The 23,198-nt window shown below is 68.4% G+C and carries 27 protein-coding genes; 8 read left to right on the top strand and 19 right to left on the bottom strand.

Translation table 11 applies throughout. The annotated features are described in order from the left end of the window. The first annotated feature begins 19 nt into the window (after window positions 1-19). Window positions 20-625, top strand: coding sequence for an FMN reductase (locus D0D37_RS36615; RefSeq protein ID WP_116205165.1), 606 nt, complete (start codon window positions 20-22; stop codon window positions 623-625). Here the strand turns inward: D0D37_RS36615 and D0D37_RS36610 are convergent. Genes D0D37_RS36610 through D0D37_RS36600 form a run of 3 tightly spaced genes read right to left on the bottom strand, consistent with a single transcriptional unit; the run spans window position 622 to window position 2,134 of the window. Next, window positions 622-807 carry a hypothetical protein gene (locus D0D37_RS36610; protein WP_208720304.1) on the bottom strand — a complete coding sequence of 62 codons (186 nt, stop codon included), beginning with the start codon at window positions 805-807 and terminating at the stop codon, window positions 622-624. The two genes, D0D37_RS36615 and D0D37_RS36610, sit on opposite strands and share 4 nt — an antisense overlap. Window positions 808-852: 45 nt before the next feature. Continuing rightward, window positions 853-1,476 (bottom strand): class I SAM-dependent methyltransferase, encoded by a 624-nt coding sequence (locus D0D37_RS36605; protein WP_116205164.1) that lies wholly within the window; start codon window positions 1,474-1,476, stop codon window positions 853-855. Between the two features lies 1 nt (window position 1,477). Continuing rightward, entirely contained in the window at window positions 1,478-2,134 is a 657-nt protein-coding gene (locus D0D37_RS36600) for a GNAT family N-acetyltransferase (RefSeq protein WP_244223804.1), read from the bottom strand. A 136-nt stretch (window positions 2,135-2,270) separates the two neighbouring features. Between D0D37_RS36600 and D0D37_RS36595 the strand changes: the two genes are divergently transcribed. Then, on the top strand, window positions 2,271-2,696 hold the full coding sequence (locus D0D37_RS36595; protein ID WP_116205162.1) for a PGPGW domain-containing protein: 426 nt from the start codon (window positions 2,271-2,273) through the stop codon (window positions 2,694-2,696). Here D0D37_RS36595 and D0D37_RS36590 read toward each other — a convergent pair. The 6 genes from D0D37_RS36590 to D0D37_RS36565 all read right to left on the bottom strand — a co-directional run bounded on the left by D0D37_RS36590 (window position 2,693) and on the right by D0D37_RS36565 (window position 10,544). After that, window positions 2,693-3,307, bottom strand: a complete 615-nt coding sequence (locus tag D0D37_RS36590; protein ID WP_116205161.1) for a hypothetical protein — start codon at window positions 3,305-3,307, stop codon at window positions 2,693-2,695. The two genes, D0D37_RS36595 and D0D37_RS36590, sit on opposite strands and share 4 nt — an antisense overlap. Window positions 3,308-3,420: 113 nt before the next feature. After that, window positions 3,421-5,910 carry a LamG-like jellyroll fold domain-containing protein gene (locus D0D37_RS36585; RefSeq protein ID WP_116205160.1) on the bottom strand — a complete coding sequence of 830 codons (2,490 nt, stop codon included), beginning with the start codon at window positions 5,908-5,910 and terminating at the stop codon, window positions 3,421-3,423. A gap of 50 nt (window positions 5,911-5,960) precedes the next feature. Further along, the gene (locus D0D37_RS36580; RefSeq protein WP_116205159.1) at window positions 5,961-6,944 is read right to left on the bottom strand and encodes an ABC transporter permease; all 984 of its coding nucleotides are present in this window, start codon (window positions 6,942-6,944) and stop codon (window positions 5,961-5,963) included. Beyond that, window positions 6,941-7,921, bottom strand: a complete 981-nt coding sequence (locus tag D0D37_RS36575) for an ABC transporter permease (RefSeq protein ID WP_116205158.1) — start codon at window positions 7,919-7,921, stop codon at window positions 6,941-6,943. The genes D0D37_RS36580 and D0D37_RS36575 overlap by 4 nt, the downstream gene beginning before the upstream one ends. Further along, window positions 7,918-9,435 (bottom strand): sugar ABC transporter ATP-binding protein, encoded by a 1,518-nt coding sequence (locus D0D37_RS36570; RefSeq protein WP_425266999.1) that lies wholly within the window; start codon window positions 9,433-9,435, stop codon window positions 7,918-7,920. Before D0D37_RS36570 ends, D0D37_RS36575 begins: the two co-directional genes overlap by 4 nt. A 32-nt stretch (window positions 9,436-9,467) precedes the next feature. Next, window positions 9,468-10,544 (bottom strand): ABC transporter substrate-binding protein, encoded by a 1,077-nt coding sequence (locus D0D37_RS36565; protein WP_116205156.1) that lies wholly within the window; start codon window positions 10,542-10,544, stop codon window positions 9,468-9,470. A gap of 203 nt (window positions 10,545-10,747) precedes the next feature. Between D0D37_RS36565 and D0D37_RS36560 the strand changes: the two genes are divergently transcribed. Beyond that, window positions 10,748-11,752 carry a LacI family DNA-binding transcriptional regulator gene (locus D0D37_RS36560; RefSeq protein WP_116205155.1) on the top strand — a complete coding sequence of 335 codons (1,005 nt, stop codon included), beginning with the start codon at window positions 10,748-10,750 and terminating at the stop codon, window positions 11,750-11,752. Here the strand turns inward: D0D37_RS36560 and D0D37_RS36555 are convergent. Continuing rightward, a complete protein-coding gene (locus D0D37_RS36555) occupies window positions 11,749-12,345 on the bottom strand; it encodes a LysE family transporter (RefSeq protein WP_116205154.1) in 597 nt (198 codons plus the stop codon). The genes D0D37_RS36560 and D0D37_RS36555 overlap by 4 nt on opposite strands. Window positions 12,346-12,506: 161 nt before the next feature. Here D0D37_RS36555 and D0D37_RS36550 point away from each other — a divergent pair, with 161 nt between their 5' ends. Further along, window positions 12,507-12,806, top strand: coding sequence for a ParB N-terminal domain-containing protein (locus D0D37_RS36550; protein WP_116205153.1), 300 nt, complete (start codon window positions 12,507-12,509; stop codon window positions 12,804-12,806). A gap of 3 nt (window positions 12,807-12,809) precedes the next feature. On the opposite strand, the gene D0D37_RS36545 is transcribed toward D0D37_RS36550, so the two are convergent. From D0D37_RS36545 to D0D37_RS36535, 3 genes are all read right to left on the bottom strand, one after another. Further along, window positions 12,810-13,493 (bottom strand): alpha/beta fold hydrolase, encoded by a 684-nt coding sequence (locus tag D0D37_RS36545; RefSeq protein ID WP_116205152.1) that lies wholly within the window; start codon window positions 13,491-13,493, stop codon window positions 12,810-12,812. Between the two features lie 177 nt (window positions 13,494-13,670). After that, window positions 13,671-14,237 carry a snapalysin family zinc-dependent metalloprotease gene (locus D0D37_RS36540; protein ID WP_116205151.1) on the bottom strand — a complete coding sequence of 189 codons (567 nt, stop codon included), beginning with the start codon at window positions 14,235-14,237 and terminating at the stop codon, window positions 13,671-13,673. Between the two features lie 144 nt (window positions 14,238-14,381). Then, on the bottom strand, window positions 14,382-14,990 hold the full coding sequence (locus D0D37_RS36535; protein ID WP_116205150.1) for a YbaB/EbfC family nucleoid-associated protein: 609 nt from the start codon (window positions 14,988-14,990) through the stop codon (window positions 14,382-14,384). Between the two features lie 125 nt (window positions 14,991-15,115). Here D0D37_RS36535 and D0D37_RS36530 point away from each other — a divergent pair, with 125 nt between their 5' ends. The 4 genes from D0D37_RS36530 (at window position 15,116) to D0D37_RS36515 (ending at window position 18,135) form a co-directional block, all read left to right on the top strand. Further along, on the top strand, window positions 15,116-15,733 hold the full coding sequence (locus tag D0D37_RS36530; protein ID WP_244223803.1) for a TetR/AcrR family transcriptional regulator: 618 nt from the start codon (window positions 15,116-15,118) through the stop codon (window positions 15,731-15,733). A gap of 153 nt (window positions 15,734-15,886) precedes the next feature. Continuing rightward, the gene (locus D0D37_RS36525; protein WP_116205148.1) at window positions 15,887-17,095 is read left to right on the top strand and encodes a cytochrome P450; all 1,209 of its coding nucleotides are present in this window, start codon (window positions 15,887-15,889) and stop codon (window positions 17,093-17,095) included. A 13-nt stretch (window positions 17,096-17,108) separates the two neighbouring features. Further along, window positions 17,109-17,303 (top strand): ferredoxin, encoded by a 195-nt coding sequence (locus D0D37_RS36520; RefSeq protein WP_116205147.1) that lies wholly within the window; start codon window positions 17,109-17,111, stop codon window positions 17,301-17,303. Between the two features lie 49 nt (window positions 17,304-17,352). Continuing rightward, the gene (locus D0D37_RS36515; RefSeq protein WP_116205146.1) at window positions 17,353-18,135 is read left to right on the top strand and encodes a TetR/AcrR family transcriptional regulator; all 783 of its coding nucleotides are present in this window, start codon (window positions 17,353-17,355) and stop codon (window positions 18,133-18,135) included. A gap of 32 nt (window positions 18,136-18,167) precedes the next feature. Here the strand turns inward: D0D37_RS36515 and D0D37_RS36510 are convergent, their stop codons facing one another. The 6 genes from D0D37_RS36510 to D0D37_RS36485 form a co-directional block, all read right to left on the bottom strand. Beyond that, window positions 18,168-18,923, bottom strand: coding sequence for a methyltransferase domain-containing protein (locus tag D0D37_RS36510; RefSeq protein WP_116205145.1), 756 nt, complete (start codon window positions 18,921-18,923; stop codon window positions 18,168-18,170). A 127-nt stretch (window positions 18,924-19,050) separates the two neighbouring features. Then, window positions 19,051-19,272, bottom strand: a complete 222-nt coding sequence (locus D0D37_RS36505; protein WP_116205144.1) for a putative acetyltransferase — start codon at window positions 19,270-19,272, stop codon at window positions 19,051-19,053. Then, the gene (locus tag D0D37_RS36500) at window positions 19,269-19,508 is read right to left on the bottom strand and encodes a glutaredoxin family protein (RefSeq protein ID WP_101435567.1); all 240 of its coding nucleotides are present in this window, start codon (window positions 19,506-19,508) and stop codon (window positions 19,269-19,271) included. The genes D0D37_RS36505 and D0D37_RS36500 overlap by 4 nt, the downstream gene beginning before the upstream one ends. Continuing rightward, window positions 19,505-21,625: a phage holin family protein gene (locus tag D0D37_RS36495; protein ID WP_116205143.1), complete on the bottom strand. Its 2,121-nt coding sequence runs from the start codon at window positions 21,623-21,625 to the stop codon at window positions 19,505-19,507. Before D0D37_RS36495 ends, D0D37_RS36500 begins: the two co-directional genes overlap by 4 nt. Next, window positions 21,622-22,209 (bottom strand): DedA family protein, encoded by a 588-nt coding sequence (locus D0D37_RS36490; RefSeq protein WP_116205142.1) that lies wholly within the window; start codon window positions 22,207-22,209, stop codon window positions 21,622-21,624. Before D0D37_RS36490 ends, D0D37_RS36495 begins: the two co-directional genes overlap by 4 nt. Continuing rightward, a complete protein-coding gene (locus D0D37_RS36485; protein ID WP_116205141.1) occupies window positions 22,206-22,997 on the bottom strand; it encodes an MBL fold metallo-hydrolase in 792 nt (263 codons plus the stop codon). The genes D0D37_RS36490 and D0D37_RS36485 overlap by 4 nt, the downstream gene beginning before the upstream one ends. Window positions 22,998-23,198: the final 201 nt, after the last annotated feature.

Raw genomic sequence — 23,198 nt, 5'->3', positions numbered from 1 at the left:
CGGACTTAGTGGAGAGGTCATGACTGCACGCACTATCGCCGTGGTCACCGCGGGTTTGAGCCAGCCGTCGTCGACGCGGCTGCTGGCCGACCGGCTGGCCGAGGCCGCCCGCGCCGCCCTGGTCGACGACGACGTGACGGTGAAGGTATTCGAACTCCGCGACATCGCGGTGGACGTCACCAACAACATGCTCACCGGGTTCCCCAGCCCGCAGCTGCGGGAAGTGATCGACACCGTGACGCGCGCGGACGGCCTGATCGCCGTGACGCCGGTGTTCACCGCTTCCTACAGCGGGCTGTTCAAATCGTTCTTCGACGTGCTGGACAAGGAAGCGCTCGACGGCAAGCCGGTGCTGCTCGCCGCGACGGGCGGTACGGAACGGCATTCGCTCGCGCTCGACTTCGCACTGCGGCCGCTCTTCGCCTACCTTCGCGCGACTGTGGTCGCGACAGGCGTGTACGCGGCGTCGTCGGACTGGGGCAGCGTCGAGGCGACGGGTGCGTTGCAGCAGCGTGTGGAGCGGGCCGGTCGCGAGTTGGCGCAGTTGGTCGCGGCGGCGCCTGAGGCGAAGCCGGATGACGAGTACGCGTCGGTGTCGTTCGAGCAGTTGCTGGCTGGTCACTAACGGCTCCTGGCGGTCAAGATTGCTTGCGGCGCCGGGGTTTGCGGGTCGAGGAGCAGTTCGGTCTCGATGGTGAATCCGGCGTCGCGCAGCCAGGTCGTCAGGCGTTGCTGTGGGCGGCGGTGTATTTGGAGCTTCATCGGGTGGCCGCCGTAGCCCTCGGTTTTGAGCGGGGGTTTGCTCACCGACCTGGAAGAGAGGTTGCGGCGGCGCGTGGAGCTGGCTGGTCATTAGCGGCGGCTCCTGGCGGTCAAGATCGCTTGCGGCGCCGGGGTTTGCGGGTCGAGGAGCAGTTCGGTCTCGATGGTGAATCCGGCGTCGCGCAGCCAGGTCGTCAGGCGTTGCCGTGGACGGCGGTGTACCTGGAGCTTCATCGGATGGCCGCCGTAGCCCTCGGTTTTGAGCCGGGTTTCGTCGCCGACGTGGAAGAGCAGTTGCAGCAATCCGCCGGGGCGCAGGGCTTGGCGGAAGTTCGCGAATACGGCCGGGACCAGGTCGTCGGGCAGGTGGATGACCGACTGCCACGCCACGATCCCGGTCAGCGACGCGGCGGGCAGCGGGTCGGTCATCGAACCGACCTCGAACCGCAGCGTCGGGTAGTCGCGGCGGGCCACCTCGATCATGCCGGGGGACAGGTCGACGCCGTACGCGGCGACGCCGAGGCCGTTGAGGTGGGCGGTCACCTGACCGGGGCCGCAGCCGATGTCGGCGACCGGGCCATCGCCGACTTGTTCGGCGAATAACCCCAGTGCGGCAAGCAGATACGGCTGTTTGCCGAGCGCTTCGCGGACGAAGATCGCGTAGTCCTCCGCGACCGTGTCGTACGAAGTCCGGGTGTCGGTGAGCCATTCCATGTCAGCCTGCCGGGGTTTGCGCGATGAGGACGGTGGCGCGCGTGGTCCAGCCCAGCGCTGAATACAGCTGTTGCCCGTCCGCGCTGGCGACGAGAATTCCGTTGGTCGCGCCGTGTGCCACAGCGCTTCCCGCGAGAGAACTCATCACCACGCTGCCGAGACCGCGGCGGCGGTGCTCGGGCACGGTTTCGATCCGGTCCGCGATCGCGTCCGTGCCGACCATGGCCATAGTTCCTCGCGCCGCGACGCCCGAATCGGGATGCCTCAGCACGGTTTCGAACACCGTTCCGTTCATGGTGGTGGCGCACGTGTAGGGCGGCGGAGCCGGGCGCGGTGGATGTCGTCGCAGGGGAATGGTCATGAGCGCTTCGCGTTCGTCGCGCAGCTTCAGACCGGCCTCGCGCACGATCGCCTCGACTGACTCAGGCCGGTTCGTCGGCACGGTCAGCCAGGTCGGGCGTGCCGCTGCCGCCACCTCGTCGGCGAGACCGCGGAGGATCTCGGGTTCGGCGGACAGCGCGACGATCTCGCGATGCCGACTCGGTCGTTCGACCAGGACGTGCAGCCCGCCGCGGGCTTGTTCGGCAGGACGGAAGCCTCGGGAGGAGCCCCATCCCGCCTGCCAGCGGAGGATGAGGTCAGGCAGTGCTTCGACCACGTTGAGCAGCTAAGCATTCAGCACCGACAAAAACCGCGCGCTCCGTCCCGAGATTGGTCGCCGAAGTGGGTCCAGTATGGACAGTCCGGGAGGGTTTCGCCTGGCAGCACTGCGAGCCGGACGGCACACTGACCCGATGGGATTGGGCAAGCCAGTGCGCCGGGTGCTCCTCTCGGTCGTCGGCGGGGTGCTGGTGATCGTCGGGGTCGTGCTGCTCGTGTTGCCGGGACCGGGACTGCTGCTGGTGCTCGCCGGGTTGCTGGTGCTGGCCGCGGAGTTCCCGGCGCTGCAGCGATTCGTCGACCCGGTGCGGACGCGGGCGATGCAAGCCGCCGAGGACAGCGTGTCTTCGCCGTGGCGGATCGCCGGTTCGGTGCTGGCCGGGCTCGCGTTGCTGGCCGCGGGCATCGTGTGGGGGACGGTTCGGTCGCTTCCACTGAGCGGGTGGAGCACCGGGACGAGTTTGATCCTGTCGAGCTTGATCTTGTTCGCGTTGCTGATCTGGAGTTATCGGCGAGTGCGGGCGAAGCGAGTCTCAGGCGAGCATGGCGGCAAGCCCTAGATAGCCGCCCCGCCGACCACGACGCCAGCCACCGCACCGACCGTCACTTGCGCGACAGTGTGGTCTTTCAGCTCGACGCGCGACCAGCAAACCCACGCCACGGCAAGGAAAAGCACGGCAAGCCACGGCGAGTAGACCTTCATCAGCATCACCGTCGACCCGGCGGCGACCATGGCGTGCATCGAGATCTTGAACTTCAGCCCGAAGGTCACCGCCAGCGCGACGACCAGACAGGCCAGCTCAGCGGCGGCCAGCGCGATCATCTCGTGGGGCGCGGAGCCGACGAGCAGCACCACGAACCCGAGCGCGAGGGAGCCGATGCACGCCGCGAACGGCACCAGCTGCCCGGCGCGGTTGGTCACGTGGTGGCTGTCCCACTTCCCGCGTTTCGCGCCGCGCACGATGACCGCCATCGGGATCAGGGAACCGGTGATGCCCACGATCAGGCCCCACAGCACGGCTTCGCCGAGGTGGTGTCCGGTGACCTGCCAGGCGACCACGAGCGGCAAGCCGAGCACCCACACCCAGGGGGCGAGCACTTCCGTCGCTGCTCGCGCAACCCGGTGGCGGGTACCGGTGGGAGCCAGTTCGTCCGGCGGGGCGGATGGCACGGCTGGGCTCCTCGGGGCTCGGTGTCTCGGGCCGGGGAATGGTATCGGGACCGGGGAAATAAAAGCGCCTGGACCTGCGAACTCACAGGTCCAGGCGCTCCTTTCGCCAGTCGTCAGGAGGCGTAGAGCTTGGCCACCTCCGCCGCGGACAGAGCCCGGTCGTACACGTGCACCTGGTCAACCGCCCCGTTCAGGAAGTCCACCGGGTTCCCGCCGTACTTACCGCGGCCGATCACCGTGTGTCCGGTGGACGCTTCGCCGAGACAGACGCTCTTCGACGCCGCCAGCTGACCGTCCACGTACAGCGCGAGCTGCCCGGTAGCGGCGTCACGGACACCGACCAGGTGGTACCAGCGCCCAGCTTCCGGTGTGATCGGCGCGAGGGCCCGCGTACCGACGAAGCTGAACGCCAGCTTGTGGTCCGCGCCGGAATACTGCAGGAAGAACGCGCTGTGGTCGTTGCCGTCCTGGCTCACCACGGTCTGGAAACCGTCGCCTACCGCGTTGAACTTGACCCATGCCGCGACGCTGTAGCTCAGGTCGGTCTTCGCCAGCGCGGCACCGGTGTCCGCGTACTGGCCGGAGCCGTTCACCGCGAGGGCCGAACCGCTGTGCCCGGCGGTCCAGGAAGCGCCGCCGACGAGCGTCGCGTCGTGGTGGCCCACGGTGTCTGCCGCCGTGGTGCCGCTGTTCTCGTCGAACGGGTACGCGGCGATTCCGTCGATGCCGGGAGTGCCTGGCGGGATCACCGGACCCTGTTGCGGGGAACCGTCCACGCCGTTGATCACCGACAGGTTCGCGGCTCGGACGGCGGCGAAGTCCATCTTCTTCACCTGACGGTCGTAGGTGAAGAAGCCGTTGACCTCCTTCTCCACGTCGGTGGTTTGCGTGTACACGCCTGCTGACACCCCGCACTGCCTTCCAGCGAGCAGCAGTCGTTGCTGGAGTTCGGCGTAGCGCCGGGTGAGCGTGGCGCTGTCCGGTTCCATCTCGTAGGCGAAGCTGCCTGCCGGGTCGAACTGGTGCCCGTCGACCTTCAAGCCCAGGCCGCCGTATTCGCCGTCGACGGCAGCACGGTTAGCGTCCGGCGCAGGGGTTCCGGGGCCGGTGTAGGTGTGGTCGTCGTAGAGATCGCCGCGGCCGCTGTCCGGTTCGGAGCGACAGCAGTTCACGCCCGACTCAGCGTCCACGAGCCGCGTCGGGTCCCAGGCCTTGACCTGGTCGGCGATCCGGCCGACGGCGTAGTCGCCCCAGCCCTCGTTGAACGGCACCCAGGTGACGATCGACGGGAAACTGCGGTGCTGGTCGATCATCCGGTGCAGTTCGGATTCGAAGTTCGCCTGCGCCGCGGGCGTCGCCTCGACGTCGTCCTTCATCGCGGGCATGTCCTGCCACACCATGAGCCCGAGTTTGTCCGCGTAGTAGTACCAGCGATCAGGTTCGACCTTGATGTGCTTGCGCACCATGTTGAACCCGAGCGCCTTTTCCTGCTCCAGGTCGAACTTCAGCGCCGCGTCGGTCGGTGCGGTGTAGATGCCGTCCGGCCAGAAACCCTGGTCCAGTGGGCCGAGTTGCATGACGAACTTGCCGTTGAGCATCATCCGTTGCTTGCCGTCCGCGGTCTTCCCGACGGAGACCGACCGCAGGCCGAAGTACGAGCCGACACTGTCCCCAGAGGACAGTGACACGCGCAGGTCGTACAGGAACGGATCGTCCGGAGTCCACAGATGCGGCCGGTTCACCTTGAGCTTCAACGGAGTGTTCGCCGGTCCGGACACGTAGCCGACGATACGGCCGTGGTCGTAGGCGATGGCTTGCACGCGTTGTTTCACCGGTCCGCCCACCACGGCGTTGACGGTGACCGAGCCGCTCGCGACGTCCGGCGTGGTGTCCACTTTGGAGATGTAGGCCGGGGTTACCGGTTCCATCCAGACGGTCTGCCAGATTCCGGACGTCGGGGTGTAGAAGATTCCGTCGCCGGGTTTGCGCTGCTTGCCGAGCGGTTGCCCGCCCGCGTCGTTCGGATCGGTTACGCCGACGACGACTTCCTGGTCTTTCCCGGTGGTCAACGCATTGGTGACGTCCGCGGAAAACGCGTCGTAACCGCCGGTGTGCCGGGCGACCTGATGGCCGTTGACCCACACCGTGGTGTCGTAGTCGACCGCCTGGAAGTGCAGGATCAGCCGCTGGTCGCGGCCGCCGACGTGCCAGTTCTTCGGTACCTGGAACGTCCGCCGATACCACATCGACGTTTCATGCCGCATGATTCCCGACAACGCCGATTCGACGGGATAAGGCACGAGGATGCGTTCGTCGAGACTGCGTTTGATCGGCGGCGAATCGCCCGGTTTGGCGGCGGAGAATTCCCAGACGCCGTTGAGGTTTTGCCAGTTGTCGCGGGTCAGCTGCGGGCGCGGGTATTCGGGGAGAGCGTTGCTCGGCGAGACTTGATTCGTCCACGGGGTGGTCAGGGGAGGGGTGAGGCGGTGCCATTGCGGCGGATCGGCCGCGGCGGCGGGGACACTCGACAACCCGGACACGGCCACGGCGAGCGCGGCGGCCGCCGTGGCCAAACGGCCGGGTCTGCGGGCAGGACGGACCATCGTCGAACCTCCTGGTGAAAGGTGGATCAGCGCGGATGGAACTGCACGGGTCAGGATCGGCGGGAGCGGGCCAGCAGTCGCTGGATCACGACGACGACCAGCAGGAACGCGCCGCTGACCACCGTCTGGTAGTTGGAATCGAGAGTGCCGACCTGGTTGATGACGTTCTGGATCAGCGTCTTCAGCAGCACGCCGACGAGCGTGCCGATGACGGTTCCCGCGCCGCCGGTGAGCAGCGTTCCGCCGATGACCACGACGGAAATCGCGTCCAGTTCCGTGCCGACGCCGAGCACGGTGACGCCCGATTGCAGATACGCCGCGGTGAGCACGCCGGCGAATCCGGCGAGCGTGCCGCTGAGCGTGTAGAGGGTGATTTTGGTGCGGGCCACCGGAAGACCCATCAGCAGTGCGGACTGTTCCGCGCCGCCGAGAGCGAACACCGACTGGCCGAACCGGGTCCGGCGCAGCAGCAGGCCGCCGAGTCCGAAAAGGACCAAAGCGAGGTACACCGGTACGCCGACACCGAAGATCTTGCCTTGCCCCAGCCAGAGCAATGCCGATCCCGGCTCCACTTTGTACGTTGTCGCGCCCTCGTTGGTCAAGGCCAGCAAGAGCCCGCGAGCGAACAACAACGACGCGAGCGTGACGATGAACGGCGCCATTTTCGTGCGGGCGATAAGAAGGCCGTTGATGAACCCGATCAGTCCACAAACGACTAGTGGCAGCAGGATCGCGACGACCAGGCCGTACCGCGAACCGTACGCGGCCAGCACGCCGCCGAGCGCGTACACCGACCCGACGGACAGGTCGATCCCGCCGGAAATGATCACGAACGTCATGCCCAGCGCGATCACTGCCAGGAAAGAACTTTGCAACGCGAGGTCGCGCAGGTTGTCCGCGGATCCGAAGCGCGGGAAGGCGAACCACGCGGCGGCCACGCCGAGCACAAGCACCACGGCCGCGCCTTGGCGTTGCAGGACTGCGGCGAACGCGGCACCCCTTTCCGACGGCGGGGCGGCGGTGGTCGCGATCATCGCGTGCTCCGTTCCCGGGCGACGTACACCGCGGCGACGATGATGGCGGCCTGCACCATTTGCGCGGCGGAATCGGGCAGGTTGTGCTTGATCAGCGTGGCGTGCACCAATTGCATGAGCAGCGCGCCGAACACCGTGCCGAGCACGCGTACCCGGCCGCCGGTGAGCGGAGTTCCGCCGACCACCACCGCGGTGATCGCGGAAAGTTCCATCAGCAGACCGAGATCGTTGGGATCGCTCGCGGCGAGCCGTGCGGTGGACAGCACGCCAGCGATCGCCGCCAGCCCGCCGGACATCGCGTACACGCCGATCAGCACACGCTTCACCGGCAGTCCGGCGAGTGTCGCAGCAGGACGGTTGCCGCCGACCGCGACCAGGTGTCGGCCAAACGTGGTGCGTCGCACCAGTAATCCAGCGAGCACCGAGAGAACCGCGGCGACCAGGACCATGATCGGAACCCCGAGGACGTCACCCGTGCCGAGTGCGAGGAAGTCCGGGTTGTGCAGCTGCACGAGTTGTCCGTGTGCGATCACGAGCGCTAGCCCGCGACCGCCGACGAGCAACGCCAGCGTCGCGATGATCGGCTGAATGCCGAGCTGAGCCACCAGGAACCCGCTGAACAGCCCGGAAGCGACCCCGGCGATCAACGCCACCACGATCACCATCAGCGGCCCGGCCCCGAGATACAACGGGACGAGCGCCGCGGCGACCGACATCACCGAGCCGACCGACAGGTCGATACCCTCGGTGCCGATCACCAGCGCCATGCCGAGCGCGACGATGCATACCGGCGCGGCCTGCACCAGCTGCGTGCGGAAGTTGGCCGCGGAGAGGAAGTTCTGCGTGAACGCGATGTTGAACAGCAGCAGCACGACCACGGCCAGATACACGCCGTAGTTCTGCAGCCAGGCGGTGACGCGGGCTTGGGTGGTGGGTCGTGAGTGTTCCTGCCGGTTAGAACCGGCATAAACACTCACGAGTCCTCACCTGCGGCAATCGCAGCCAGCACGTTGTCCTCGGTGACCGCGTCGCCGGCCAGTTCGGTGGCGACGCTGCCGTCGCGCAGCACGACCACCCGGTCCGCGTCGTCGAGAATCTCTTCCAGTTCGGACGAAATCAGCAGCACGCCGAGCCCGTCCTGCGCCAGTTCGTCGATGAGCGCCTGCACCTCGGCCTTAGCCCCGACGTCGATGCCGCGCGTTGGCTCGTCCAGCAGCAGCACCTTCGGCCCGGTGGCGAGCCAACGCGCCAGCAGCACCTTCTGCTGATTGCCGCCGGACAGCTCGGACACCTTCTGCTCCGGGCTGGACGCCTTGATCCGCAACCGTTCCATGAACGTCTTCACCACGCGGTCCTGTTTGGACCGGCTGACAAAGCCGAAAGTGGACAGCCGGGGCAGCGCGGCGAGCACGATGTTCTCGCGCACGGACAGGTTCGGAATGATCCCGTCCGCCTTGCGGTCCTCGGACAGCAACGCGATCCCGGCCCGCATCGCGGCGGAGATCTTCCCGCGCTTCAACGGCTTCCCGGCCAGCAGCACGGTACCGCCGTCGAGCGGGAAAGCCCCGACCACAGCCCGTGCGGTCTCGCTCCGGCCGGATCCGAGCAGCCCGGCCAGCCCGACGACCTCGCCCGGCCGCACGCTCACCGAAACGTCGTGCAGCTTGTTCCCGCCGGACAGGTTCGTAGCCTGCAGCAACGGTTCCTTCTCCGCATGATGCTCCTCGCCGAACGCGGTGACGCCCTCAGCGCGGATCTGCCGGATCTCCCGGCCAAGCATCATCGACACCAGCTCGATGCGCGGCAACGGCTTCAAAGGTCCACTGTGGACCACGCGTCCATCGCGCAACACGGTCACGCTGTCGCATACCCGATACAGCTCGTCCATCCGATGGCTCACATAGAGCACCGAGATGTCGTCGGCGTGCAGCCGGGCCAGCACCTCGAACAGAGTGTCCACTTCACGCGGTTCGAGCGACGACGTCGGCTCGTCCATCACGACCACACCGGCCTTGGTCGACACCGCACGGGCCAGCGCCACCATCTGCTGCGCACCGACCGCGAGCGTGTGCAGCGGACGCCGCACGTCGGCATCGATCCCGTACCCGCTGAGCAGTTCGCGCGCCTGCTCGTTCGTCGCGGACCAGTCCACCAATCCGGTGCGGGTGCGCGGTTCCCGGCCGAGGAAGACGTTGCTCGCCACGCTCATCAGCGGGACGAGGTTGACCTCCTGGTAGATGGTGGAGATCCCGGCGCGCTGCGCGTCGATCGGCCTGCGGAACTCGACCGGCTCGCCGAGGTGGCGCACCTCGCCCTCGTCCGGCCGGTACACGCCGGTGAGGACTTTGATCAAAGTGGACTTGCCCGCGCCGTTTTCCCCGACCAGCGCGTGGACTTCGCCGCGGCGCAGGCTGAAGGAGACGTCGTCGAGGGCCACGGTGCCGGGGAACCGTTTGGTCACCCCGGTCACCTCGAGCACTGGTGCGGTCATGGTCGCCACCTGGGTGTCGGCCGCGCTCGTCATCAGTACGCGTTCCCGACCTTCGCGGCCGCGTTCGACTCGTCGTAGGAGTCGTCGGTGATGACGATGCTCGGCGGGATCGGCTTGCCGTCCTCGAACTGCTGCAGCGTCTGGAACGCCAGCTGCCCGAACCGCGGGTTCGATTCGATGACCGCGTTGTAGCTGCCGTCGACGATCAGCTGCACCGCGTTGCGGGTGCCGTCGACGGACACGACCTTCACGTCCTTGCCGGGGTTCTTGCCCGCGGTCTTGAGCGCGTTGACCGCGCCGATGCCCATCTCGTCGTTCTCCGCGTACACCGCGGTGAGATCCGGGTGGCTCTGGATCAGCTGTTCCATCACCGACTGGCCCTTGGACCGGTCGAACTCGCCGGTCTGCTCGGCGACCACGGTCAGGCCGGGCGTCTTCGCGAGTTCGTCCTTGAAGCCCTTGGTGCGGTCGGTGGTCACGTTGTTGCCCGAGGAACCGAGCAGGATCGCGACCTTGCCGTTGCCGCCGGTCGCTTTCGCCAGCGAGGCGGCGGCGCGGTGGCCCTGTTCGATGAAGTTGGACCCGATGAAGGTGAGGTAGTCGGTGCACGGTTTCGACGTCATCTGCCGGTCGATGGTGACCACCGGAACCTTCTTCGCCTTCGCCGCGTCGAGCGCGGGCTGCAGGCCGTCGGAGTTCAGCGGGGCGACGATGAGCAACTGCGCGCCCCGGTCCAGCAGCGATTTGATGTCCGAGATCTGCTTGTTGAGGTCACTCTGCGCGTTCGTGGTGAGCAGGTGGTCCGCCGGGATTCCCAGCTTGCCCGCCTCGTTCCGGATGGACTGCGTCTCGGCGATCCGGAACGGGTTCGCCTCTTTCTCCGACTGGGAGAAGCCGACGATCGCGGTCTTCGGGTCGAGCTTCGGGTATCCGGTCTTGTCGATGGTGCAGCCGTCGGCGCTCGGCGCGGCGGACGCGGCCGAGGCGGCGGGACCGGAGCCGTTGCTTTGCGCGGCTGGGGTTTCTTCGCGGCTGGTGCACCCGGCGAGCACGAGGGCCGTGGCGGCGCCGGCGACCAGAGCGAAGCGGGTGGGGACGGACGGGGACACGGCGGACTCCTCGCAGCCGACGACTGGGGCAACCCGCTCGGCGGCGTGACGCCCGTCACCCCACTGAGCTCCGGCTATTTTTACATCGTTGGAACAACGTTGTAAACAGGCAAAACGTCGCTACACTACGTGGTCGTCGGGGCTGGTGCCGGAAGCCTCGCGGGCTCGTGATGGGCTCTGGGCGGACGAGATGAGGAGTCAGCGTGGCCGTGACCCTGAAGGACGTCGCTACGCTGGCGGGCGTTTCGGTGAAGACCGTGTCGAACGTGGTGAACGGCTACGCGTTCGTGAAGCCGGAGAACCGGCGGCGCGTCGAAGAAGCGCTGGCCGCGACGGGGTATCGGCCGAACGTCGGCGCGCGCAACCTGCGCCGCGGGCGGACCGGGTTTCTGGCGTTGATGGTGCCGGAGCTGAGCATCCCGTACTTCGGCGAGATGGCCGGGCTGGTGATCACCGCCGCGCAGCGCCGCGGATGGAGTGTGCTGATCGAGCAGACACAAGGGACTCGCGACCGGGAACGGGCCACTGTGGACTCATTGGGCCCGCATCTGGTCGACGGCGCCCTGGTGCATCCCGAAGCGCTCGAGGCGGACGATTTCCCTGATGCGGACGGGCAAATCCCGTTGGTCTTGCTGGGCGAGCACGCGGTGGACGTCGCGCTGGACCGCGTAGCGATCGACAACGTCCAGGCCGCGCACGTCGCGGTGTCGCACCTGGTTTCGCTCGGCCGTCGCCGGATCGCCGCGATCGGCGCGAATCCCAAGCGCGGGACGTCGTCGCTGCGGCTCGCCGGTTATCGGGCCGCGTTGGCGGACGCTGGTCTTCCGTCGGCGGATTCCTTGGTGGAGCCGGTGGCGAAGTACCACCGCGCCGAAGGGGCGGCGGCGATGAAACGCTTGCTGGCACAGGAAGAGCCGCCGGACGCGGTTTTCTGCTTCAACGACTTGCTGGCCGTCGGCGCGTTGCGTTCGGCGGCTGAGCATGGGCTTCGGGTACCGGACGACATCGCGATCGTCGGCTTCGACAACACCGAGGAGAGCGCGTTCAGCCTGCCCGCGCTCACCACTATCTCGCCGGACAAGGCGGCTATCGCCGAGGCCGCGATCGACCTGATCCACCGCCGCCTCGCCGGTACCGAGAGTGCCGCGCCGCGTTCGGTGCAGCCGCCGTTTTCCCTGGAGGTAAGGGAAAGCACGGTCGTCTCCTAGAGCAGCCGCACCGCCAGCACGAGGATTACCGCGCTGGACAGCAAAGCGGTGCCGAGCCGTCCGCGCGGACCGGTGAGCCCTCGTCCGAGCAAAGCTCCGCCGATGGCCAGCAACAGCTGCCAGCTGGCCGAAGCGGCGAACGCGGCGGCCGCGAACACGGTGCCGTTGGCCGGTCGTTCGCCGAGGACGAGCGCGGTGAAGTAGATGATGGTGGACGGGTTGAGGAGAGTCAGTCCGAGCAGGGTCGCGTACGCCCGGAGCGGGTGCGGTTCCGTTGCCAGCAAGGGTGTTTCGGCGGACCGGTAGCGCCGGACAGCCCAGACCGCAGTCCACGCGGCGAGCAGGAACAACGCGACGGCGGAGGTCAGGCGCAGGGGAGTGGTGATCGGGGTGAGCAGCGGGGCCAGCGCGGCGTCGCCGGTGGTGGCGAGAACGGCGAAGACGCCGTCCGCGGTGGCCACGCCCATCGCCGCGGCCGCCCCGACCCGCCACGACGTGCGCGCGGTGAGTTCGACCAGGTAGACGCCGATCGCACCGACCGGCATGGCGATCCCGTACCCGGCGATGAGCCCCGCGACCAGCGCGGCGCTCATCGCGCGACCTGGCCAGTCCCCTCCTTCGCCGTCTGCTGCTGGCCGTGCGCGGCAAGACAGCGGGACGGGGCGCGACGGGCGGGTTCAGTGGTCATGGCCGGAATACTCGGCTGTCCGAACGGGACTGGGCAACCGAATTTCCGCCGTGCCAGGATGGGCGGATGCCGGTCGAACTGCCTGTCCCGCTCGTCCGGTACCGGGCGGTGGACCGGGAAACGCGACACCTCGACGCCCTTGCCGAGGACATCGCGCGGCACGGAATCCGGACGCCGTTGCGGCTCGGGTTCTGCGCGGACTTCGGCACGCTCGACGGCAACCACCGGATCGCCGTCGCGCTGCGGCTCGGGATGGCGACAGTGCCGGTCAACGTGGCCCGGGAACCGCGCACTCCGCGCCCCGGGCACGCGCGACCGATGCTGGCGGCGGAGTTCGCGGTGCTCGAAGCCGCTGCGGGGAAGTAGGCGCTACTCGCCGCGAGTGGCGATCTTGTCGATCACCGTGGCCACCGCCTCCGGCTGGGAGAGCAGCGAGTAGTGGCTGGCAGCCAGTTCGACGCAGTCCGCCTCAGCCCGCTCGGCGAGCCAGCGCTGCAGATCTGGGTGGAGAATCCGGTCCTCTGTGGACACTGCGTAAGCGGTCGGCAGGTCGCGCCAGGCTCCGGGCCCGGCAGGGGCGATGAAACACTCGGCGCGGGCGCGTCGTTGCACCGCGGCCAGCGCGGCGGCTCGTTCGTGAGCGACATCGGCGGCGAAGGCGTAGTGGAAGCGGTCCGGGTCGGGCGACGACCAGCCGTCCTCGTGGAACACCATCGCGTCGTTGCCGGGCGAGTCCGGGAACTGGTTGTTCAGCGACGGGACGGTCTCGCTTTCGTCCGGAACATACGCCGCGAAGTAAGCCAGGGCGTTGACCTGCGCATTGTCTTTCGCCGCACCGGAAATGACTGCGCCACCGTAGGAATGGCCAGCCAGAACGACCGGGCCGCCGAAAGCAGCGACTTCCCGGCGAACCTCGGCGATGTCGTCCGCGAGCGAGGTCATCGGCAGGTGTGCCGCACGGACCCGGTGTCCTTGCCGATGCAGCGCGGGGATCACCCCCAGCCACGCCGACCCGTCGCTCCAAGCGCCGTGAACCAGAACGATTTCCGCCATGAATGCCTCCCCTTCGTCTGAAGGCAAGTCAACCACCGGCGGTGTCCGGGGATCCCCTGTCTCGGCGGAAAAGGAGGATTCCGACCTCGACCAGGGCCCGAACGGCGCTATCTGACAAGGAAGCCTTGACAGCGAAGCGGCGGCCGGGACGCGCCCGGCCGCCGCTCGCTCAGCCGATCAGCCGACCGGCATCTGCTCGTAAATCCGCTGCTGCGGTCCGGCCGCCGCGCGGATCCCGTTGGCCCACAGCCGCTGCACGCGGGAGGATTCCTGGGAGTTCGGGTTGGCGTTGTGGCAGGACGTGCCGGGGCCGCCGCCCGACATCAGTTCCGAGCACGGGCCCGAGTAGTGGTCGGGAAGACCGAGCACGTGGCCGGTCTCGTGCGCTGTGATCCGCGTGTTGTCGTATTGGCGGGCCTGGGAATAGTCGATGAAGATGGTGCCGTTGCCGTGTCCGTCGGTCTGCGCGTACGACCCGCGCGGGTCGTTGCCCTCGACGTACCGCAGCGAGGCTCCGGACGAACTCTCGACCAGCTTCACGTTGGACACCGCGCGGTTCCAGTTCGCCGCGCCCGCGTTGATCGCGGCCCGGAACGACGGCGCGCCTGCCGTCGAGTAGTAGACCGTGGCGGCCGCGGCGGTGGAAGCAGCCGGGGCCGGAGCAGCGACTGCTACGGCGCCGGCAAGCGGCGTGGCGGCGACAGCGAGGGCGATCGCGCCGGACAGCACGAACTTCCTGGACATAAGAAGCTCCTGGGGGATTGGGGAGTTTGCCGGGTTTGCGCGCGCTCAACCCAAAGTAGGCAGAAGCTCCCGGAATGTGACCCCCCATTCGTACGGTCCGGTAACTGGTGATTTCCCAACACTAACGTCGGGTTGACAATCCGGTCACCACGGCTGCATCTCGTCGTCGTCCTCGCCAGCGGCGCGCCTGCGGTGCGGCCCCGACGTCGGCCGGGGCGCTTCGGGCGCGGCCGGGGGCGGCGGGGTGTTGCCGGGAGGCGGCATCGGCGGACGGCTGTGGGTCGCGCCGCCCGGCGGGGGCATCGGGCGCCCGTAAGCCGCGCTGCCCGGCGGAGTGGTGCTGCCAGGCGGAGGTCCCGGGTACCGGGCGGGCGGTTCGGACCGCGGCGGCTCGGCGGGAGGTTCCGGTTCTTCCTCGGGCTCCGGCAGATACGACTTGACCACGTTCATCATCTCGCTGTCGCCGGCGATCGGCTCGAACGCGTCGATGACGTCGCGCGACACCTGGCGCTGCGCTTTGCCGTAGGCGTCCATGATCGAGGCGGTCAGCCGGGCGCCGCCGTGCCGCAGGGCCCGGTCGTCGATCTCGAGGTTCTTGAGCGCGCCGTTCGGGGCGACCGAAACCGACACCAGCCCGTCACCCGATTTGGCGCGGCCCTCCGCGGTGCTCAGCGTCTCCTGCAGGGCAACGCTTTTCGCCTGCATTTCGTCAATCCGCCGCTGGAAGTCGTCCAGCCACCCCTGATCGTCCACCGGCGAACGCTATCGGCCGCTCCCGCCCAGTTGGTGAACCTCGGATGGCTTACGGGCGACGAAACGATCGACATCCGCGGCGGGCCGGGGCGGTCGAGGGCACCGCGAGCGGTAACAATGGGCAGGTGTCCGAAGAAGTCCAGGCCCGCACGCGCAACCGCTGGGGCGAGGGCGAACGGCTGCGCGGGGAAATCCTCGCCGCGGCCAGCAGGCTCCTGTCGGAACTCGACGGCGAGGACGCGCTCACCATCCGTGGGGTCGCCCGCGCCGTCGGCATCGCCCCGGCCAGCATCTACCAGCACTTCAGCGACCGAGCCGCGCTCGTCACGGGACTCACCGAGTACGAGTTCGGCCGCCTGCGCGTCGCGATGGGCGCGGCCGAATCCCGCGTTCCCGCCGGTGACGCGGTGGGCCGGGTGCGTGCGCTGCTGCGCGCGTACTGCCAGTTCGCGATGGACAACCCGGGCCACTACCGGCTGATGACCGCCAACGGGGCCAGCCGCACTTCGCCGGAGGTCCGGCCGCACGGTCCGACGATCGATCTCATCGACCTGATCAGCGCCGCGTTCGCCCGCTGCGCGGAGTCCGGCACCGTGCTCCGGGTGCCCGCCGAACGCGCCGGGGTGATCGCGTTCGTCGGCGCGCACGGCCGGGTAGCGCTGTTCCATTCGTCCGGAAGGCGGCCGGGCGAGGACGCCGTGGTGAACTTCGCCGACGAGCTGCTGGCGCTCATTTTCGCTTGAGCCACGGGCGGTTTCTCCCTTTTGCCATCCTCGTCCACGGCCATCCCGGTGATCTTTGGACTCAGGTCTGGGCAATCGTTCACCAAAACGCCTAACATGTGTTCAGTAAGTATCCGAACAGTCGTTTGGTGACTTCTCCTCCTGGAGGCTGCGATGCCGGAGGCCCGGCCTGTAGAGCAATTCCCGATGTCCCGCGGGCGCTGCCCGTTCGATCCGCCGCCCGAACTCGACCGGAGGCTGCGTGACGAGCCGGTGTCGCGCGTGCGGATCTGGGACGGCAGCGAACCGTGGCTGTTCACCCGCTACGAAGACGTCCGCGCGATGCTCGCCGACCCGCGCGTGAGCGCCGATCCCGGCCGCGCGGGCTATCCGCCGCAGACGCCGGGGATCAAGGCGCGGCGCAGCCGGTTCAAGTCGTTCATCGGCATGGACGAGCCGGAGCACGCGGCCCAGCGACGGCTGCTCACGGGCGATTTCATGGTCAAGAAGATCCAGGCGATGCGGCCGCGGATCCAGCAGATCGTCGACGGACTGCTCGACGAGATGCTGGCCGGTCCGAAACCCGCCGACCTCGTGCAGGCGTTCGCGCTGCCGGTGCCGTCCTTGGTGATCTGCGAACTGCTGGGCGTGCCGTACGACGATCGCGACTTCTTCCATCGCTGCAGCAAGGTCCTGGTCTCGCGGGAGGCGACCGCCGAGGAGTCGCTCGCCACGGCCGAGGAACTCCAAGGCTATCTCGGGCGGCTGGTCGAGAAGAAGATCGATGACCCGGCCGACGACGTGTTCAGCCGGCTCGCGACCGGACCGGTCGCCGCCGGCGCGATGACCGTCGAGGAAGCGGCCGCGATGGGGCAGCTGCTGCTCGTGGCCGGGCATGAGACCACGGCGAACATGATCGCGCTCGGCACGGTGGCGTTGCTGGAGAACCCGGACCAGCTGGCCGCGGTCCGTGACGGCGACGACGCCTTGCTGGCCAACGCGGTCGAGGAACTGCTGCGCTACCTGACGATCGTCCACTCCGGACGCCGCCGCGTCGCGCTCGAAGACCTGGAGATCGGCGGGCGGACCGTCCGCAAGGGCGAGGGCATGGTCGCGGCCACGGACGTCGCCAACCGCGACGAGACGCAGTTCCCCGACCCGGACAAGCTCGACGTCACCCGCAAGGCGCGCCACCACGTCGCGTTCGGCTACGGCGTGCACCAATGCCTCGGCCAGCCGCTCGCGCGGGTCGAGCTGCAGGTGGTGTACCGGACGCTCTACCGGCGGATCCCGACGCTCCGGCTGGCAGTGCCGGTCGACGAGCTGAAATTCAAGCACGACATGGTCGTCTACGGGGTGCACGAACTCCCCGTGACCTGGTGAAAGGAGTCGCGAGATGAAGGTGGTCGTCGATCAGTCCCGCTGCGTCGGGGCCGGGCAGTGCGTGCTCGTCGCGCCTGAGGTGTTCGACCAGCGCGACGAAGACGGGATCGTGGTGCTGCTGCGGGAAAACCCGCCCGAGGAACTGCACGCGCAGGCGAAGGAGGCGGCGCAGCTCTGCCCGGCGCTCGCGATCGAGGTGGACGGCTGAGCCAGCGGCCCCGGCGGTCCTTTATCCTGTAAGGAGAAAGGGGTCGCCGGTGGTCGTGTTCGCGGGGCAGGGCGACGCCCGCCGTTCGATGGAGCTGCTGTGGCGCGCGGGCGTCGAATCGCGCAGCGCGCCGGGGCCGAAACCCGCGCTGAGCGTCGACCTCATCGTAGGCGCGGCGATCGAACTCGCGGACGCCGAAGGCATGTCGGCGTTGTCGATGCGCGCGGTCGGGGAGCGGCTCGGGCGCACCGCGATGGCGCTGTACACGTACGTGCCGAGCAAGACCGAGCTGATCGACCTGATGTGCGACCAGGCGTTCGGCGATCTGCGCGACGACCACGACCTGTCCGGCGGCTGGCGTCCCGCTTTGCTTGAGCTGGCCGGTGACCTGTGGGACTTCCATCTGCGGCACCCGTGGCTGCTGCAGGTGTCCTACGCGCGTCCGGTGCTGGGTCCGGGAGAGTTCCGGATGCAGGAAACGGTGCTGCGGGTGCTGTTCGCGACCGGCCTGCCCGCCGGCCAGGTGCGACGGCTGGTGGGCGCGCTGCTCAACGTCGTGCGCGGCGCGGTGCAGATCGCCGCCGAATCGCGGCTGGCGCTGAAGGAAACCGGACTGTCCGATGAGGACTGGTGGCGGGCGCGCACGTCAGCCCTCGGCGAGCTGGCTCCCGATCTGGCCGACCGGTACCCGCATGTCGCGCGCTTGGGCGAGGAGAGTTCACCGCCGCCTGTCGGGGTGTCCTATTTGGAGCGTGAGGCGCGACTGAGCTTCGACGCTGGCGTGGCGGTGCTGGCGGACGGGATCGAAGTTGCGGTCGGCAGGGGGTCGTGAGTGTTTATCCCGGTTAGAACCGGCATTGCCACTCACGAGAACTTGCGCGCCTCGATCAGGTACCGCGTAGTCGTCGCCACGAACGGCCCCTTCTGCAGCTCCTCGTGCAACTCACGCAGCCGCGGCAGGTACTCGTCCACAGTGAACCCCGGAACCATCCAGATCACCTTGCGCAGGAAGTAAATCACCGCGCCGACGTCGTGGAACTCGGTGCGCAGTTCCTCGAAGCGCAGATCCACCACCTCCAGCCCAGCCTTCTCCGCTTCGGCCTTCGCCCGGTCCGGATGCCGACTGTTGCGTACCTCCGGCGTCTGCGGCCCGAGGAAGTACTCGACCAGCTCGAACACGCTCCACGGCCCGACCTGCTGCGACAGATAGCTGCCGCCGGGCTTGAGCACCCGCACGATCTCGTCCCACCAGACGGTGACCGGATGCCTGCTGACGACCATCTCGAACGTATTGTCCTGAAACGGAAGCGGCGGCTCGTCGGTGTCCGCGACGACGGTCGCACCCCGCGGTTCGAGCAACGCGGCGGCCTTCTCGAGATTCGGCGGCCATGATTCGGTGGCGACCGTCAGCGGAGGCAGCACCGGCACGCCCGCCAGCACCTCGCCGCCGCCGGTCTGGATGTCCACAACGGACTGGACGTCCCGCAACCGCTCGCCGAGCAGCCGCTGATACCCCCAGGACGGCCGCTGCTCGCTGGCCCGTCCGTCGAGCCACGAGAAATCCCAGCCGTCGACGGACACCGACGCGGCCTCGTCCACCAGTTCGTCGAAGGTGCGCATCCGGTGATCGTCACAAATTCGGCGCCGGCGGGCCACTCGATTTCCGGCTCTCCCTCGTCTTGCCGAAGAATTCCCGGGCCGAACGCCGGGTCGGACGGGCATGCCCCGGCCTGGAACGTGCCCGTCGTCAGTGGTCTGGCGAGGCCGATCTCCGCTGAGGCGCCGGCGGCACCGGTTTGGCCGCGACCACCGCATCCAACGGCACGACAACGAGCCCGCGTTTGGTCTCGACCGTGCAGGTCTCAGCGTCACAAGCGCGCAGGGGACCGAGGGCGTCGGTGAACCCGCCCTCGATCCGGTATCTCACGACGACCCGGGTGCCCAGCGGGAGTTCCGTCAGCGGAGTCACCGCGAGAGGTGCGCGTTCAGCTCGTCGTCGCTCGGTTCCACGAGGTGGCTGCCGTCCGCGAAGACGATGGTCGGGATGCGGCGCGCGCCGTCCTGCAGTTCGCGTACGCGGGCTTCTGCGGCGGGGTCGGCCTCGACGTCCACGTAGTCGTACTCCACGCCCTTCGCGTCGAGCAGCGCGCGGCTGCGTTTGACGTCCGGGCACCAGCTCGCGCCGTAGACGATCGGGTTGCTCATGACACTACCTCCGAGGGGACGACAGCGGTTTTGCCTTCGGCCGCACCGGGTTGCGGGTGGCCGAGGAAGGTGAGCCAGTCGCGGAACACGCGGTGCACGGCTTCCGCGCCGACGGGTTCGCCGGGCGCGGGGAATTCTCGCGGATGCAGCAGGAAGCCCCGCTGCTGCGGTCCGCCGAGCCCGCCGTGCGAGCCGACGTGCCGTTCGAACGGCGAGGACTGGTCGGAGTCCGCGTCGTACCGGCTGTTGATCATGATGTCCGCGCAGTGCGGGAAGCTGTCGACGCGCTGGACCAGGTCGGCGGCGTACGGGCCGTAGTCGGCCAGCGGGTCTTCGCCGATCACGACGCCGGTCGCGAGCCGCTTCAACCCGTCGCGGCCCAGCACTACCGGGCCGAACTCTCGGCTGCGGACCAGCAGGAATCCGACGCCGTCGTGGTCGACCAGCGTCGGCAGCAGGTCCGGGTACTCGCGTTCGATCGTCTCCAGCTCGACCCGGCCCTCGTGCTCGGTGAACGACACCATCGCGACGTGCCCGGACACCACGGCGACGACCCCGGGAGCTACCCGGGTTACCTGCCCGGGCGAGCCAGTCGCGGTACGCGGTCGATCCTCGGCTCCTTCCGCGCCTTCGACCCGGGCGCGCAGCCGTCGAGCGATCAGGCCGCCGCTCGCGGTTGCCTCGGCGAGTGCGGCGTTGACCTGCCAGCTTTCCGCCTGCCGACGCTTTCCTTGCTCAGCAACGGGTTCGCCGCCGCAGAGCCGTCCGACGAGCGCCTCGATGGTCTCGCCGAAGCGGTCGACGAACGCCTGTCCTTGAGTCTGTCCATGATCCGACAGCCCGACGATGTGGTACTTCCGCGGCGAGAGCCGGCCGGCCCGCAGCAGCCGCGCGAACTGCTGGTCGATCGACCGCAGCACCTCCAGCGTGTCGAACCGTTCGATGCCGGAGTGGTGCGCGACCTCGTCGTAGCCGAGGAAATCTGCGTACACCACCGGCCGTCCGGCGAGCAGGTCACCGATGATCGCGGAGACGACGACGTCGCGTGCGATCACCGTCGTGCCGGGCCGGGCGAGCGGGTAGACGCCGCCGCGCGGGATCCTCGGCAGCACACCGGCGCGTCGCTGCTTAGCTGCCGCGGACAGTTCGCGAACCACGTCAGCGAGCGCGACACCGAAGGTCCGCAAGACGTTGACGGGGTTGGCGAAGTAAGCGCGATACCCAGCGCCGACCCGGTCCCGGCGACGCTTGCGCGGCGTGAGCATCGGCACCGAACTCATGGTCAGGCTGACGTGCGGAGCGTCGCCGGAGAAGAGGTTGCCGTGGCTGGCGCCGCCGATCGACAGCAGGCCGTGCCCGTCGCTGTGCCGCCGCTCGATCTCGGCCGCGTCGGACGGGTGCGCGCACGCCATGACGTGGTCGCGATCCTTTTCGTACCAGCGGAAACCGAGGATGTCGTGGTTCGAACCGTGCAGGATCCCGCAGACGCTCGCCCCGGTCTGCGAACTCCAGTCGGTGTGCCAGCGGGTGAGCGAATGCGTGCCCTCGGACAGCCACGCGGCGAAGGTCGGCATGTCGCCGTCCCGCACGGCTCGGCGGACGGTGTCGTAACCGAGCCCGTCGATCTGCAGGAAGACCACGCCCGGCGGTTGGTCGGCGAAATCGGTGCGGTGCTTCGCTTTCCTTCGACGGCGGGCAGCGCGGCGGAAGAAGATCTCGTCCTCGTCGACGGCCAGCACACTGGAGATCACCGCACCCACCGCGGACATCGCGACGGTGATGACGACCGCCGTCGAAAAGCCGTGCAGCTCAACGCCCGGCACGGCCTGCAGGATCGCCAACGCCGCAGCGCTGAGCAGGATGTACGTGCCGACGCCGAGGGTGAAGTACGCGATCGGCCACGCCACCCGCACGACGAGCGGCCACACCACGGAGACGAGCAGGCCGAGGATCAGCGCGCACACCGTCGGCTGCCACCACGACTGCATCGTGAACCCGTCGAGCCACGCGTCGAGCAGCCGCAGCGCGCCGGTGACCGCCACCCAGACCAGCAGGACCCGCGCGACGACCCGGCCGCCGCGCAGCAACCGGCCCTTCGCTGGAGCAGGTGTCGTCATCGGTGCCCTCCCGTCTGGTTGGCCGCCCGTTTCTTGGAGATCAGCGTGGTAAGCACGGTCACCAGCAGCACCAGGACGGTGGCGAGCAGCGTCGCGACGAGCGGCGAGTCGAAGATGCCGCCGCTGAGAATGCCGAGCAGCGAGTACGCCACGGCCCACAGGACGCAGGCCAGCAGACCGGACGGCAGGAACTTGCGCCACGGATAGCCGAGCGTGCCCGCGGCGAGCAGGACCGGGATGCGTCCGGCGGGAACCAGACGGCCGATCACTACTAGCTGCCAGCCGCGTCTCGCGAACTGCTCTCGGCCCTTCGCGAGGCGTTCGGCTTGCTGGCGTCGTTCTACGAAGCGCAGTAGCGGTTCACTGCCGAGTTTCGGGACGGCGAAGGTGATCACGTCGCCGAGGTAGGCACCCGCTACGGCCAGCAGGACTACCAGGGGGAGGGAGAGGTGGTCGGTGGTCATCGCGACCGCGGCTGCCGCGCCGACGACCGCGCCGGTCGGGACGATCGGGATGACGGAGCCGAGCAGTACTCCGCCGAACAGCGCCGGGTAGCCGATCGCTGACGGGTCTGTCCAATTCACCCGCGCTCCTTGCGGGCCGGGAACAGGACGTCGGAGCCGGGGCGGGTGTGCAGGACCTCGGTGTCCAGGCCCAGGCAGCGGACGTGGTGCGCGAAGGTGCGCGGAGGCTCCACGAGGAGTCTGCGCATTTTCGCGGTGCGGTGGAGGCCGGGGAGGGCGAGGGTGCCCCAGTGGACGGGGACCGCGGCGCGGGCCCGCAGGAGGGCGGCGGCTTCGGCGGCTCGTTCTGGGGTCAGGTGGCCTGGGCCTAGGTTCGGGCCCCAGCCCCAGACTGGGAGTAGGGCTACGTCGATTGGGGCCAGGTCGGCCATGCCCGGGAAGAGGTCGGTGTCGCCTGCGGAGTAGATCCGCTGGTTGTCGGCTTCCAGGAGGTGGCCTAGGGCTGGGCTTTGCGGGCCGTGGGTCAGGCGGGGGCCCCAGCGGTGGCCTGAGTGGACCGCTTCGGTGGCGGTGATTTTTAACGGGCCGGAGGTGGTGGATTGGCCTGGGGCTAGTTCTTCTACCTCGGTGAAGCCTTGTTTGGTCAGCCAGGAGCCTGCGCCTTTGGGGACGACGATTCTGGTGGCTTTTCCCAGGAGGTTCAGGGAGGGGAGGTGGAGGTGGTCGCCGTGGAGGTGGGAGATGAGGACTACGTCTGGGGCTGTCCAGGCGGATACGTCCGGCCTCGGTACGACTCGGGTTAGGGGGCCGATCCAGCGGGTCAGGACTGGGTCGGTCAGGGCTACCTGCCCGGCTAGTTCCACGCGGGTGGTCGCGTGGCCTAGGAAGTGGAGGTTCGGGCTGGTCACGGGTTCGAGTATTGCTGGATGTGTCTCGGGATGCTCGGTGGAGTGGTGGGGGGCACCCTCTTGTGAGTTTGTTTGCGGCTCGTCGCCTGGCGGCGACATTGCGCCCGTTGGTTGCGTGGGGCACCCCGAAGGTTGATTGTGCTGACGGTTCGGGGGTGCTTGTCAAGGCGGGAAAGATGCCTTGACAAGCACCCCCGAACC

This window comes from Amycolatopsis circi, from assembly GCF_003385235.1.
In the GTDB taxonomy this organism is placed as follows: domain Bacteria; phylum Actinomycetota; class Actinomycetes; order Mycobacteriales; family Pseudonocardiaceae; genus Amycolatopsis; species Amycolatopsis circi.
This window is presented reverse-complemented; position numbering and strand designations above follow the sequence as displayed.

Excerpts from the sequence above, each read along its gene's own strand:
- D0D37_RS36550 (WP_116205153.1), top strand. The coding sequence starts at position 12,507 with ATGCCGGTCGAACTGCCTGTCCCGCTCGTCCGGTACCGGGCGGTGGAC.
- D0D37_RS36500 (WP_101435567.1), bottom strand. The coding sequence starts at position 19,508 with ATGAGCAACCCGATCGTCTACGGCGCGAGCTGGTGCCCGGACGTCAAA.
- D0D37_RS36510 (WP_116205145.1), bottom strand. The coding sequence starts at position 18,923 with ATGCGCACCTTCGACGAACTGGTGGACGAGGCCGCGTCGGTGTCCGTC.
- D0D37_RS36595 (WP_116205162.1), top strand. The coding sequence starts at position 2,271 with ATGGGATTGGGCAAGCCAGTGCGCCGGGTGCTCCTCTCGGTCGTCGGC.
- D0D37_RS36545 (WP_116205152.1), bottom strand. The coding sequence starts at position 13,493 with ATGGCGGAAATCGTTCTGGTTCACGGCGCTTGGAGCGACGGGTCGGCG.
- D0D37_RS36570 (WP_425266999.1), bottom strand. The coding sequence starts at position 9,435 with ATGACCGCACCAGTGCTCGAGGTGACCGGGGTGACCAAACGGTTCCCC.
- D0D37_RS36605 (WP_116205164.1), bottom strand. The coding sequence starts at position 1,476 with ATGGAATGGCTCACCGACACCCGGACTTCGTACGACACGGTCGCGGAG.
- D0D37_RS36585 (WP_116205160.1), bottom strand. The coding sequence starts at position 5,910 with ATGGTCCGTCCTGCCCGCAGACCCGGCCGTTTGGCCACGGCGGCCGCC.
- D0D37_RS36580 (WP_116205159.1), bottom strand. The coding sequence starts at position 6,944 with ATGATCGCGACCACCGCCGCCCCGCCGTCGGAAAGGGGTGCCGCGTTC.
- D0D37_RS36615 (WP_116205165.1), top strand. The coding sequence starts at position 20 with ATGACTGCACGCACTATCGCCGTGGTCACCGCGGGTTTGAGCCAGCCG.
- D0D37_RS36555 (WP_116205154.1), bottom strand. The coding sequence starts at position 12,345 with ATGAGCGCCGCGCTGGTCGCGGGGCTCATCGCCGGGTACGGGATCGCC.
- D0D37_RS36495 (WP_116205143.1), bottom strand. The coding sequence starts at position 21,625 with ATGACGACACCTGCTCCAGCGAAGGGCCGGTTGCTGCGCGGCGGCCGG.
- D0D37_RS36525 (WP_116205148.1), top strand. The coding sequence starts at position 15,887 with ATGCCGGAGGCCCGGCCTGTAGAGCAATTCCCGATGTCCCGCGGGCGC.
- D0D37_RS36540 (WP_116205151.1), bottom strand. The coding sequence starts at position 14,237 with ATGTCCAGGAAGTTCGTGCTGTCCGGCGCGATCGCCCTCGCTGTCGCC.
- D0D37_RS36520 (WP_116205147.1), top strand. The coding sequence starts at position 17,109 with ATGAAGGTGGTCGTCGATCAGTCCCGCTGCGTCGGGGCCGGGCAGTGC.